General features: G+C 69.7%; 6 protein-coding genes, 2 rRNA genes and 1 pseudogene. 8 read left to right on the forward strand and 1 reads right to left on the reverse strand.

Features of this window, described 5'->3' with window-relative positions; all coding sequences use genetic code 11:
• Nucleotides 1–146 precede the first annotated feature (146 nt).
• The 4 genes and pseudogenes from ACQEVU_RS06420 (at nt 147) to ACQEVU_RS06435 (ending at nt 7,871) form a co-directional block, all read left to right on the forward strand.
• A 23S ribosomal RNA gene (locus ACQEVU_RS06420) occupies nt 147–3,254 on the forward strand.
• 114 nt (nt 3,255–3,368) lie between these two features.
• Nucleotides 3,369–3,485, forward strand: a 5S ribosomal RNA gene (gene rrf / locus ACQEVU_RS06425).
• A 2,044-nt stretch (nt 3,486–5,529) separates the two neighbouring features.
• Nucleotides 5,530–6,435: pseudogene (locus ACQEVU_RS06430) on the forward strand (hypothetical protein); the annotation flags it as partial.
• 392 nt (nt 6,436–6,827) lie between these two features.
• Nucleotides 6,828–7,871 (forward strand): HAD-IIA family hydrolase, encoded by a 1,044-nt coding sequence (locus ACQEVU_RS06435; protein WP_433321609.1) that lies wholly within the window; start codon nt 6,828–6,830, stop codon nt 7,869–7,871.
• 121 nt (nt 7,872–7,992) lie between these two features.
• Here the strand turns inward: ACQEVU_RS06435 and ACQEVU_RS06440 are convergent, their stop codons facing one another.
• Nucleotides 7,993–8,331, reverse strand: coding sequence for an SCP2 sterol-binding domain-containing protein (locus tag ACQEVU_RS06440; protein ID WP_433321610.1), 339 nt, complete (start codon nt 8,329–8,331; stop codon nt 7,993–7,995).
• Nucleotides 8,332–8,442: 111 nt separating this feature from the next.
• Between ACQEVU_RS06440 and ACQEVU_RS06445 the strand changes: the two genes are divergently transcribed.
• From ACQEVU_RS06445 to recN, 4 genes are all read left to right on the forward strand, one after another.
• Nucleotides 8,443–9,063, forward strand: coding sequence for a hypothetical protein (locus tag ACQEVU_RS06445; RefSeq protein WP_433321611.1), 621 nt, complete (start codon nt 8,443–8,445; stop codon nt 9,061–9,063).
• 225 nt (nt 9,064–9,288) lie between these two features.
• Entirely contained in the window at nt 9,289–10,092 is an 804-nt protein-coding gene (locus ACQEVU_RS06450) for a TlyA family RNA methyltransferase (RefSeq protein WP_433321612.1), read from the forward strand.
• A 441-nt stretch (nt 10,093–10,533) separates the two neighbouring features.
• A complete protein-coding gene (locus tag ACQEVU_RS06455) occupies nt 10,534–11,427 on the forward strand; it encodes an NAD kinase (protein WP_433321613.1) in 894 nt (297 codons plus the stop codon).
• A 71-nt stretch (nt 11,428–11,498) separates the two neighbouring features.
• Nucleotides 11,499–13,256 carry a DNA repair protein RecN gene (gene recN / locus ACQEVU_RS06460; RefSeq protein ID WP_433321614.1) on the forward strand — a complete coding sequence of 586 codons (1,758 nt, stop codon included), beginning with the start codon at nt 11,499–11,501 and terminating at the stop codon, nt 13,254–13,256.
• Nucleotides 13,257–13,367 lie beyond the last annotated feature (111 nt).

Raw genomic sequence — 13,367 nt, forward strand, 5'->3', positions numbered from 1 at the left:
AACAACCAACCAACGGTTTGTTTCGGACGGAATCCAAGACTGCACAGGAACCGTGGTTCTGGTAGCTGAAGGCTTGTGCGCGCAGGTTTTGGGTTTGGTGTTGGTTGAGAATTGCACAGTGGATGCGAGCATCTTTTTTGCTTTGTGGTCAAGTTGCTGAGGGCGTACGGTGGATGCCTTGGCACCAGGAGCCGATGAAGGACGTGGGAGGCCGCGATAGGCCTGGGGGAGCTGTCAACCGAGCTGTGATCCCAGGGTGTCCGAATGGGGGAACCCGGCACCAGTCATGTGGTGTCACTCCTGCCTGAACACATAGGGCAGTGAGGGGGAACGCGGGGAAGTGAAACATCTCAGTACCCGCAGGAAGAGAAAACAATTGTGATTCCGTGAGTAGTGGCGAGCGAAAGCGGATGAGGCTAAACCTGGCATGTGTGATACCCGGCAGGGGTTGCATGGTAGGGGTTGTGGGACGCACCGTTTCGGGTCTGCCGGCCTGGGTGACAGTCAGAAAATCGTGGGTTAGTCGAAGTTCGCTGGAAAGCGGCACCGTAGCGGGTGACAGTCCTGTAGGCGAAAATCTGCGATCTGTTGGTGTGTGTTCCCGAGTAGCGGCGGACTCCTGTAATCTGCCGTGAATCTGCCAGGACCACCTGGTAAGCCTAAATACTCCCTGGTGACCGATAGCGGACAAGTACCGTGAGGGAAAGGTGAAAAGTACCCCGGGAGGGGAGTGAAATAGTACCTGAAACCGTGCGCCTACAATCCGTCGGAGCGTCCCACCTTTGGTGGGGGTGACGGCGTGCCTTTTGAAGAATGAGCCTGCGAGTTAGTGGTACGTGGCGAGGTTAACCCGTGTGGGGGAGCCGTAGCGAAAGCGAGTCTGAAGAGGGCGTTTGAGTCGCGTGTCCTAGACCCGAAGCGGAGTGATCTAGCCATGGGCAGGCTGAAGCGCGGGTAAGACCGCGTGGAGGGCCGAACCCACCAACGTTGAAAAGTTGGGGGATGACCTGTGGTTAGGGGTGAAAGGCCAATCAAACTCCGTGATAGCTGGTTCTCCCCGAAATGCATTTAGGTGCAGCGTTACGCGTTTCTTGCCGGAGGTAGAGCACTGGATGGCCTAGGGGGCCTACAAGCTTACTGAAGTCAACTAAACTCCGAATGCCGGTAAGTGAGAGCGTGGCAGTGAGACTGCGGGGGATAAGCTTCGTAGTCGAGAGGGAAACAGCCCAGATCACCAGCTAAGGCCCCTAAGCGTGTGCTAAGTGGTAAAGGATGTGGGGTCGCATAGACAACCAGGAGGTTGGCTTAGAAGCAGCCACCCTTGAAAGAGTGCGTAATAGCTCACTGGTCAAGTGGTTCCGCGCCGACAATGTAGCGGGGCTCAAGCACACCGCCGAAGCTGTGGCATTCACACATGTACCCGGCCTTTATTGGTCCAGGTGTGTGGATGGGTAGGGGAGCGTCGTGTCACCGGTGAAGCGGCGGAGTGATCCAGCCGTGGAGGTGACGCGAGTGAGAATGCAGGCATGAGTAGCGAAAGCAGGGTGAGAAACCCTGCCGCCGGATGACCAAGGGTTCCAGGGCCAGGCTAATCCGCCCTGGGTGAGTCGGGGCCTAAGGCGAGGCCGAGAGGCGTAGTCGATGGACAACGGGTTGATATTCCCGTACCCGCGTAGAAGCGTCCATGCTGAACCTCACTGTACTAACCTCCGGAGATTCTGAAGCCTTCGGGCGGAGGGATCAATGTTGGGATCTTGGTGGGTAGTAGGCAAGCGATGGGGTGACGCAGGAGGGTAGCTGGACCCGGCCGGTGGTTGTGCCGGGGCAAGCGTGTAGCCCGCAGCATAGGCAAATCCGTGCTGCATTGAGGGTGAGACGTGAAGCGGAGCCGTTCAGGTGAAGTCAGTGATCCCATGCTGCCGAGAAAAGCCTCTAGCGAGTTTCGAGCGGCCCGTACCCGAAACCGACACAGGTGGTCAGGTAGAGAATACCGAGGCGATCGGGCGAACTGTGGTTAAGGAACTCGGCAAATTGCCCCCGTAACTTCGGGAGAAGGGGGGCCACCGATGGTGAGACCACATGCTGGTGGAGCGGTTGGTGGCCGCAGAGACCAGGGGGAAGCGACTGTTTACTAAAAACACAGGTCCATGCTAAGTCGTAAGACGACGTATATGGACTGACGCCTGCCCGGTGCTGGAACGTTAAGGGGACCTGTTAGTCCTTCGGGGCGAAGCGGAGAACTTAAGCGCCAGTAAACGGCGGTGGTAACTATAACCATCCTAAGGTAGCGAAATTCCTTGTCGGGTAAGTTCCGACCTGCACGAATGGCGTAACGACTTCCCCACTGTCTCAACCACAGGCCCGGCGAAATTGCACTACGAGTAAAGATGCTCGTTACGCGCGGCAGGACGGAAAGACCCCGGGACCTTCACTATAGCTTGACATTGGTACTCGAATTCGATTGTGTAGGATAGGTGGGAGCCGGTGAAGTCCTCACGCCAGTGGGGGTGGAGGCAAGCTTGAAATACCACTCTGTTGGATTTGGGTATCTAACCTTGGGCCGTGAGCCGGTTCAGGGACAGTGTCTGGTGGGTAGTTTAACTGGGGCGGTTGCCTCCTAAAATGTAACGGAGGCGCCCAAAGGTTCCCTCAGCCTGGTTGGCAATCAGGTGTTGAGTGCAAGTGCACAAGGGGGCTTGACTGTGAGACTGACAGGTCGAGCAGGGACGAAAGTCGGGACTAGTGATCCGGCACTGGCAGGTGGAAGCGGTGTCGCTCAACGGATAAAAGGTACCCCGGGGATAACAGGCTGATCTTCCCCAAGAGTCCATATCGACGGGATGGTTTGGCACCTCGATGTCGGCTCGTCGCATCCTGGGGCTGGAGTAGGTCCCAAGGGTTGGGCTGTTCGCCCATTAAAGCGGTACGCGAGCTGGGTTTAGAACGTCGTGAGACAGTTCGGTCCCTATCCGCCGCGCGCGTAGGATACTTGAGAAGGGCTGTCCCTAGTACGAGAGGACCGGGACGGACGAACCTCTGGTGTGCCAGTTGTTCTGCCAAGAGCACGGCTGGTTGGCTACGTTCGGAAGGGATAACCGCTGAAAGCATCTAAGCGGGAAGCTCGCTTCGAGATGAGGTATCCCACCCCTTGAGGGTTAAGGCCCCCAGCGAGACCACTGGGTTGATAGGCCGGAAGTGGAAGCCTGGTAACAGGTTTGAGCTGACCGGTACTAATAGGCCGAGGACTTGACCTACAACACAAGCATGAAAGAAGTTTTTGCATCCACTGTGTGATTCTGAACCAACACCAGATCGCACCCCGCAGGCCGGAAGGCTGTGGGTGTGCGGGGTTGATAGGTTCATAGTGTTACGGCGGCCATAGCGGAGGGGAAACGCCCGGTCCCATTCCGAACCCGGAAGCTAAGCCCTCCAGCGCCGATGGTACTGCACCCGAGAGAGTGTGGGAGAGTAGGACGCCGCCGGACAAACTTTCGATCGAGGGCCGCCCCGTTGGGCGGCCCTCGAGTCGTTTACCGGGTCGAGCGCATCCGGCGCACCCCGGTCGGGAAGGATGAAGTCGTGAACGCGATGCCACACGACGGCAATGGCCAGGACGGCCCAGGGCGGCCGCGCAAAGATGACGATCGGTCGCCGGCTCGCGGCGGGGACGATCGGCCGCGGGAGGACCGGGGGCGCGGCGGGCGGTACGGCGATGACCGGCCGCGCGGGGACCGTTCCCGCGATGACCGGGGCGGTTTCGACCGAGCTCGCGGGGACCGGCCTGGGTACGACCGCTCGCGTGGCGATCGGCCGGGGTCCGACCGTGGGGATCGGCCGACGTACGACCGTTCCCGCGGGGACCGGCCCGGATACGACCGCTCGCGTGGCGACCGGCCTGGTTACGACCGCTCGGGCGGGGACCGGCCGGGATACGACCGTTCCCGTGGCGACCGGCCCGGATACGACCGTTCGCGCGGCGATCGGCCCGGATACGACCGCTCGGGCGGGGACCGTTCGCGCGATGATCGGCCCGGGTCCGACCGTTCCCGCGGTGACCGGCCCGGGTTCGACCGCTCGCGCGGTGACCGGCCCGGGTTCGACCGCTCCCGCGGTGACCGGCCTGGGTTCGATCGCTCGCGTGGCGATCGGCCAGGGTACGACCGTGGCGATCGGCCGGCGTTCGGGTCTCGTGACGACCGGGGCGGCTTCGACCGGCCGCGCGGGGACCGGTACCGCGATGGGCAGTCCGGATCCGACCGCTCGCGCGGCGACCGGCCCGGGTTCGACCGTGGGCGTGACCGCTCCCGGGATGACCGGCCGGGATTCGACCGGCCGCGCGGGGACCGGTTCCGCGATGACCGGCCCCGTGGTGAGCGTCCGGCGCGTGACGACCGGCCGCGGGACGACCGTTCGCGTGACGATCGGCCGCGCGGGAACTTCCGTGACGGCGGGCCTCGGGGTGAATTCCGGGGTGATCGGCCGGAGCGCGGCGGGTACCGGGGCGGGTCCTCGGGTGGTTCGCGCGATCGGGACGGCGGCGGGTACCGCGGGCGCGAAGGCGGCGGGTTCCGTGACCGCGAAGGCGGCTTCCGCGACCGGGACCGCGAAGGCGGGTTCCGTGGGCGCGACCGTGAGGGTGGAGGCTTCCGGGATCGGGATGGCGGCCCCCGCGGGGAGCGGCCGTCCGGGTTCCGTGACCGCGACGGCGCGCCGCGTGGGGACCGTCCGACGGGCTTCCGTGACCGCGAGGGTGGCTTCCGCGACCGGGACCGCGAGGGCGGGTACCGCGGGGAGCGGCCGTCCGGCGGGTTCCGTGACCGCGATGGTGCCCCGCGCGGGGACCGTCCATCGGGGTTCCGTGACCGTGACGGTGCCCCGCGCGGGGACCGTCCATCGGGGTTCCGCGACCGTGACGGTGCCCCGCGCGGGGACCGTCCATCGGGGTTCCGCGACCGTGACGGCGCGCCGCGTGGCGACCGTCCCTCGGGCTTCCGCGACCGCGACGGTGCGCCGCGTGGCGACCGTCCCTCCGGGTTCCGTGACCGTGATGGCGCCCCGCGTGGGGAGCGGCCGTCCGGGTTCCGTGACCGTGACGGTGCGCCGCGTGGCGACCGTCCCTCGGGCTTCCGTGACCGCGATGGCGGGGCGCGCGGTGAGCGTTCCGGCGGGTACCGGGACCGTGAAGGCGGCTTCCGGCAGCGTGAAGGTGGCTTCCGGGACCGGGACCGCGGCGACCGGCCCGCGTGGCAGCGCGACCGTGACCGGGACCGGGGCGGGAACCGGCCCGGGTACCGCGATCGCGACGGTGAAGGCGGGCGCGCCGGCGGGTTCCGGGATCGGGACACCGGGGCGCGTGGCGGCGGGTTCCAGCGGGCCGAGGGGCTGCGGCGCAGCGACGAAGGCGGGTACCGGCCGCGGGTGAGCGACCCGGGCTTCGTCAGCAGTGACGAGGGCGGTGAGGAGACCGTCAGCCGGGTCGCCGATCCGGTGCTGGCGGACGACATCGTCGCGTCGGAGCTCGATCGCGAGGTGCGCGCGGAGCTCAGCTCGCTCGCGCGGCCCGTGGCGGAGGAGGTTGCCCGGCGGCTGGTGGCGGCGGGGCAGCTCCTCGACGAAGACCCCGAGCTGGCGCTGGCGCATGCGCTCGTGGCGCGGCGGAAGGCGTCGCGGATCGCGGTGGTGCGGGAGGCGGCCGGGCTCGCGGCGTACCACGCGGGGGAGTGGCAGACGGCGCTGGGAGAGCTGCGGACGTACCACCGGATGACCGGCAAGCAGACGCACATCGCGGTCATCGCGGACTGTGAGCGGGCGCTCGGGCGGCCGGAGAAGGCGATCGACCTCTTCCGGACCGCGGACCGGGAGCAGCTGTCGGCCGAGGAGATCGTCGAGCTGCTGATCGTCGCCGCGGGGGCCCGCGGTGACATGGGGCAGCAGGACGCGGCCGTGGCGATGCTGCAGGTGCGGGAGCTCACGTCGGCGCCCGAGGCTCCGTGGGCGGCGCGGCTGCGGTACGCGTACGCCGATGCGCTGCTGCGGGCGGGGCGCCGGGAAGAGGCGCGGGAGTGGTTCGCCCGGGCCGCCGACCTCGACGAGGACCTGCGCACGGACGCGGCGGAGCGGCTGCTGGAGCTCGACGGGATCACGCTCGACGGCGACACCGAGGACGCCGAGGACGAGGAGTCGCGGGAGAACGCCGAGGCGGGACCGGACGACGAGCGCGGCGACGAGGACGAGGACGAGGACCGCGACGACTACGACGATGAAGACGACGTAGACGACGAGGACGACGACTACGACGACGAAGACGATCGTGATGACGACGACTACGACGACGAAGATGACGACGACGAAGATGACGACGACGTAGACGACGAGGACGACGACTACGACGAAGACGAAGACGAAGACGACGAGGACGACGAGCGCGACGGTCGTGATGACGACGACTACGACGACGAGGATGACGACGACGTAGACGACGAAGATGACGACTACGACGACGAAGACGATCGTGATGACGACGACTACGACGACGAGGATGACGACGTAGACGACGAGCGCGACGGGGACGCCGCGGCGCCGGACGACGACCGCAAGGACGACGGTCCTGCGGACGACGACAGTGCTGGTGACGAGGGCGGCAAGGGCGACGCCGACGACGAGCGGGACGGGGACTTCGGCGAGACCGAGCCGGCGGCCGCCGAGGCCGGGAGCGCCGGAGCCGAGACCGGGAGTGCGGGAGCCGACGCCGGGCGCGTGAGTGGCCAGGGCGAGGCGAAGCCGGCCGGGGACCCGGCGGCCGCGAAGCCCGACGAGACGGGAACGGCATGAGCGAAGCCGTGGAGACCCCGGGCCGGGACGCGGGAGTCTCGGGCCGGGGCGCGGAAGGCGCGGATCTGGTCGGGCACTACGACCTGGTGATCTTCGATCTGGACGGGGTGCTGTACCTCGTCGATCAGGTCATCCCGGGGGCCGCCGAGGCGTGTGCGCGGTTGCGCGAGCGGGGGATTCCCAGCGCGTACGCGACCAACAACGCCTCGCGGCTGCCCGGCGACGTCGCGACGCTGCTCACGCGGATCGGGATTCCGGCCGCGTCGCGCGAGGTCGTGACCTCGGCGCACGCCACGGCGCTGCTGATGGGGGAGCGGTTTCCGGCCGGTACGCCGGTGTTCATCCTCGGGGCGCCGGCGCTGCGCGAGGAGATCGCCGGCGTCGGGCTCAAGCCCGTGACGGAAGCGTCCGAGGCGCGGGTCGTCGTGCAGGGGTACTGGCCGGAGGTGACCATGCGGGACCTCGGCGACGCCGCCGTGGCCATCCGCGGCGGGGCGGCCTGGATCGCGACCAACGCGGACAAGACGCTGCCCTCGCCGCTCGGGCCGCTGCCCGGCAACGGGTCGCTGGTCGTGGCGCTGGCCACGGCGCTCGGACGGCAGCCGGACACGATCGTGGGCAAGCCCGATCCGAGCCTGTTCCTCGAGGCCGCCCGGGAGCGGGGGGCCCAGCGGGCGCTCGTCGTGGGGGATCGGCTCGACACGGACATCGAGGGCGCGTACCGGGCCGGGATGGACAGCCTGCTCGTGCTCACCGGGGTCTCCGACGCCGCCGAGCTGCTCGCGGCGCCCGTCGAGCGGCGGCCCACGTTCGTGGCCGAGGACCTCGGTGGGCTTTTTGAGCCTGCTCATGCGGTACCGCATCAGGGGCAATGGGAAATCACCGACCGCGACGGACGGTGGGAGCTGGCGGGGGACGGACGTCCGGTCGATGCCCTCATGGCCCTCTGCCGGGTCGCGTGGGCGGCGGGCGAGGTCCGGCCCATCGTCGCGTCCAGCGAGGGCGCCGAGGCGGCGTTGAAGGCGCTGAAGCTGGCCTGAGACGAGGCCGGCGAGGGCGCCGAGGCGGCGTTGAAGGCGCTGAAGCTGGCCTGAGACGAGGCCGGCGGGGGCACTGAGGCGGCGTTGAAGGCGCTGGAGCCGGCCTGAGACGAGGCCGGTGTCAGAGCAGCTTGCGCAGCTTCAGCAGGTCCAGCACGCCGGCCTCGATCTTGATGCGGCCGCTCGTCCACGCCGGCATGACGTTGAGGCGGCCGTTGACCAGGTCGACGAGGTCGTCGCTGGACGACGTCAGCTTGATCTTGGCGCGCGGGTCGTCGCCGTCGGTCAGGTCCAGGATCTGGCCGCCGGCGAGGCGGCCGTGGAAGGCCACGTCGAGGTCGGTGACGCGGCAGGCGAGCGTGCGGTCGAAGTCGAGCTTCTCGCGAGTCTCCGCGGCCTTGGACGCCAGGTGCTCGGCGAGCTTCTGCAGTGCGGCCCGACACTCTTCAACCGTTGCCATTGTGCGATTCCCCGTCATTGTCCGGACCCGTCGAACTGTGACGGTACCGTACGGCGTCGCGGCTTGCCCGGTAGCGTGAATGGCGTACACCACCTGGAGGAGAGACGCAATATGGCGCAGGAAGCATGGCGGGCCTATCTGGAGCTCGCCTACGGCATGACCGAGGCCACCACGAAGAAGGCGACCAAGACGGTCCGGCGCCTGGTGGGCAAGGGCGGCGCGACGGCCGAGCAGCTCCAGTCGATGGCCGAGGACCTGCTCAAGGCCGGATCGACGAACCGTGAGGCGCTGACGAAGCTGGTGCGGTACGAGCTGGACCGGGCGCTCGGCGCCGTCGGGCTGGCGACCGCGGACGAGGTGGCGTCGCTCACCAGCCGCGTGCACGAGCTCGAGGCGCAGCTCAAGGAGGCGACTGTGAACGCCGTGGCGCCGGCGCACGAGCCCGCGCCGCCCGTCGGGGCCGAGGCGATCGCCGAGGAGCCGGCCGCGGTCAAGGCCGCGCCGGCGCGCAAGGCGGTCGCCAAGAAGGCCGTGGCGCCCGCGAAGACGGCGCCGGCCAAGACCGCGGCCGCGCCGGTGAAGACGGCCGCGCCGAAGCGGACGCCCGCGGGCAAGAAGGCCGCCGCCAAGGCCGCCATCGAGACCGTCGCGGCCGCGTCCGAGGTCGGGCCGGCCTCCGCCAAGCTGCCCGTGAAGAAGGCCACTCGCGCGCCCCGGAAGACGGCGTCATGACCGGCCCCGTGCCTGGTCCCGGGCCTGCGCCGGCCCCGGGGCCGATGCCCGGGCCGCCCGGCGCGGCCGTGCTCGGCCGAGTCGAAGCGGCGGTTGCGGCGCTCGGCGAGGTAGCGTCGCTTCCGCTACGGCAGCAGGTTTCGGTGTACGCCGATGCGCACCGGACACTGCAGGAGACGCTGAGCACGATCGAGGAACGCTGAGGACTCTGGGAGCTGCTGGCAGATGGCGCGCCGGAACCGTCTCGACGCCGAGCTGGTGCGCCGTGGGCTGGCCCGCTCGCGGGAGCAGGCGGCCGCGCTGATCGCCGCGGGCCGGGTGGAGGTCCGGGGTACCACCGCGGGGAAGGCCGCCGCCCAGATCGACCCGGCGGACCCGGTGCGGGTGGTGGAGTCGGCCGAGGACGAGTACGTCTCGCGGGGCGGGCACAAGCTTGCCGGCGCCCTGGACGCGTTCGCCGCGCTGCCCGTCGCGGGCCGGCGCTGCCTCGACGCGGGCGCCTCGACCGGCGGGTTCACCGACGTGCTGCTGCGCCGGGGTGCGGCTTCGGTGGCGGCGGTCGACGTCGGGTACGGCCAGATCGCCTGGTCCCTGCGCACCGACGAACGGGTGCGGGTGATCGAGCGCACGAACGTGCGCACGCTGACGCCGGAGCAGATCGGCGGCGCGTGCGAGCTCACCGTGGCCGACCTGTCCTTCATCTCGCTGCGGCTCGTGCTGCCGGCGCTGGCCGCCTGCACGACCGAGGACGGCGACCTCGTGCCGATGGTGAAGCCGCAGTTCGAGGTGGGCCGGGAGGCGCTGGGCGAGCGCGGCGTGGTGCGATCGACCGAATTGCGCGCCGCGGCGGTGCTGGACGTCGCCGCGGCGGCCGCCGGGCTCGGCCTGGGCGTGGCCGGCGTGGCGCGCAGCCCGCTGCCGGGGCCGCAGGGCAACGTCGAGTTCTTCCTGTGGCTGCGCCGCGGCGCGCCGCCGGTCGATCCCGCGGTCGTGCACGAGGTCGTACTCGAGGGAGTGGTTCCGGCGTGAGCGGTCCGGAGCGCAGCGGAGGAGCCGCGAGCCATATGTGCAGCTTTGATTCGCGCCGTCGCCGGAGCGAAGCGGAGGTGGCGGCGTGAGCGGTCCGGAGCGCAGCGGAGGAGCCGCGAGCCATATGCACAGCGTTGACTCGCGCCGTCGCCGGAGCGAAGCGGAGGTGGCGGCGTGAGCGGTCCGGAGCGCAGCGGAGGAGCCGCGAACCATATGCACAGCGTTGACTCGCGCCGTCGCCGGAGCGAAGCGGAGGTGGCGGCGTGAGCGGTCCGGAGCGCAGCGGAGGAGCCGCGAACCATATGCACAGCGTTGACTCGCGCCGTCGCCGGAGCGAAGCGGAGGTGGCGGCGTGAACGGTCCGGAGCGCAGCGGAGGAGCCGCGAACCATATGCACAGCGTTGACTCGCGCCGTCGCCGGAGCGAAGCGGAGGTGGCGGCGTGAACGGACGCGAGGCGTTGCTGGTCACTCACACGGGAAAGGCCAGCAACAACGACCATGCCAGGACCGTGGCGGCGGACCTGCTGGACAATGGCTTCACGGTGCGCGTGCTGGCCGAGGAGGCCGCCGAGCTCAACATCCCGCGGGCGGTGCCGGTCAGCGGCGAGGCGGCCGCGCAGGGCGTGGAGATCGTGTTCGCCCTCGGCGGCGACGGCACGCTGCTGCGCGCCGCCGAGCTCGCCCGGCCGGCGAAGGCGCCGCTGCTCGGCATCAACCTGGGCAAGGTCGGGTTCCTCGCCGAGGCCGAGATCGGCGACGTCGACAAGGCGGTCCGGGAGATCGTCGACGGCGCGTACACGGTGGACGAGCGCCTCACGATCGACGTCACCGCCGAGCACGGCGGGCGGCTGGTCGGCAACTCCTGGGCGCTCAACGAGGTCACCGTCGAGAAGGGCGCCCGCGAGAAGATGCTGGAGCTGCTCGTCGAGGTCGACGGGCGGCCCCTGTCGCGGTACGGGTGCGACGGCGTGGTGTGCGCCACGCCGACGGGATCGACCGCCTACGCCTTCTCGGCCGGCGGGCCGGTCGTGTGGCCGGAGCTGGAGGCCCTGCTGCTGGTGCCGATCTCGGCGCACGCCCTGTTCAGCCGGCCCCTGGTGATCGCGCCGACGTCGACGATCACGGTCAACGTGGAGCCCTTCACGAGCTTCGCGCTGCTGTCGTGTGACGGGCGGCGAGTGATGGATCTCGCTCCGGGCTCCACGGTTACGGTACGGCGGGGAGCCCTCCCGGTCCGCGTGGTCCGCCTGCGTGAGCGCCCGTTCACGGACCGTCTCGTGGCGAAGTTCGGCCTGCCCGTCGAGGGGTGGCGCCACAACAAACGGCACAGCTGAGGGCGCCACGAGCGCGTAAATCCAAACGGCCGAGTGGAGAACTGTCGTACCCCGCAGCTAGTGTTCCTCACGTGCTGGAGGAACTCCGCATCACCGGACTGGGCGTGATCGAAGACGCCACCCTGCCCCTCGGCCCGGGCCTGACGGTCATCACGGGCGAGACCGGCGCGGGCAAGACCATGGTCGTGACGAGCCTCAACCTGCTGTTCGGCGGCCGCGCCGACGCGGGGCGGGTGCGCGCCGACCCCGGCCGCGCCACCGTCGACGGGCGGTTGACGCTGCCGAAGCACGTGCGGGCCGCGGTGGAGAGCCGCATCTCCGACGCCGGCGCCGAGGTCGACGACGACGGCACGCTGCTCATGAGCCGCACGCTGACCGCCGAGGGCCGCTCCCGCGCACACGTCGGCGGGCGCACCGTGCCGGTTGCGCTGCTGTCCGAGGTCGGCGAGCGGGTGTTCGCGCTGCACGGGCAGTCCGATCAGCTGCGGCTGCTGCGCCCGGCCGAGCAGCGCGGGGCGCTGGACCGCTACGCCGGGCCGGAGCACGAGAAGCTGCTCGGGCAGTTCGCCGAGCTGTATGGCCGCTGGCGGGCCGTCGAGGACGACCTGGCCGACCGGCGGGCCAACGCGCGGCAGCGCTCTCAGGAGGCCGACCTGCTGCGGCTCGGCCTGGACGAGATCACCCGCGTCGACCCGCAGCCGGGCGAGGACGAGCTGCTGCGGGAGGAGGCCCAGCGCCTCGAGCACGTCGAGGGGCTGCGCTCGGCCGCCCAGCTGGCGCACGTGGCCCTGGCCGGCACCGGCGACGGGGGCGACGACGTCGCCGACGTGCTGAGCCTCATCGCGACCGCGCGGCGCACCCTGGAGAGCCAGTCCGGCGTCGACCGGGTCCTCGGCGAGCTCGCCGCCCGCCTGGACGAGGTCGCCACCCTGGCCGGGGACGTGTCGACGGAGCTGGGGACCTATCTGGCGTCGCTGGACGCGGACCCGGGCCGGCTCGAGGAGGTCTACGAGCGGCGAGCGGCGCTGCGGGCGCTGACCCGCAAGTATGCGGAGGACGTCGACGGCGTCGTGGCCTGGGCCGAGCACGCCCGGACGAAGCTGGCCGAGCTCGACACGTCCGACGAGCTGCTCGAAGAGCTCGACCGGGAGCGCAAGCGGCTGCACGGCGAGGTCGCCGAGCTCGCCGCCGTGCTGTCGGCGGCGCGGCAGGAGGCGGCGGGGCGGTTCGCCGCCGACGTCACCGTGGAGCTGGCCGGCCTGGCCATGCCGCACGCGCGGATCGAGGTCGTCGTGCTGCCCAAGCCCGCGGGCAACGGGCCGACGATCCCGACGGCGTCGGGGGCGGACAGCGGGGTCGGGCCCGACGGCGGGGACGACATCGAGCTGCGGCTGCTGCCCCACCCCGGGGCGCCCGCGCAGCCGCTGCAGAAGGGCGCGTCCGGCGGCGAGCTGTCGCGGGTCATGCTGGCGATCGAGGTCGTGTTCGCGGGGGCCGGTGGGCCGCCGACGCTGGTGTTCGACGAGGTCGACTCCGGGGTGGGCGGGACGGCCGCGGTGGAGATCGGCAAGCGGCTGGCGCGGCTGGCCCGGGAGCACCAGGTGCTGGTGGTGACGCACCTGCCGCAGGTGGCGGCGTTCGCGGACCGGCATCTGGTCGTGGCCAAGGACACCGGCGGGGCGGTGACGACCAGCGGGGTCCGGGTCGTGGAGCACACGGATCGGGCCCGGGAGCTGGCGCGGATGCTGGCCGGCCTGCCGGACTCGGACCTGGGGATCGCGCACGCCGAGGAGCTGCTGTCCGTCGCTGATCGGGAGAAGGCGCGCTAAGAGCCCCTCACGGTTCACGGAGTGTTTGATCCATCGCTCTACGTTGTGAGGGTGGTGGATGCGGTTGCGGGGTCGCCGTGGGTGCTGCTGGTGGTGTTCGTCGTGGCCGGG

The organism is Dactylosporangium sp. CA-139066, assembly GCF_050936175.1.
Taxonomy (GTDB): domain Bacteria; phylum Actinomycetota; class Actinomycetes; order Mycobacteriales; family Micromonosporaceae; genus Dactylosporangium.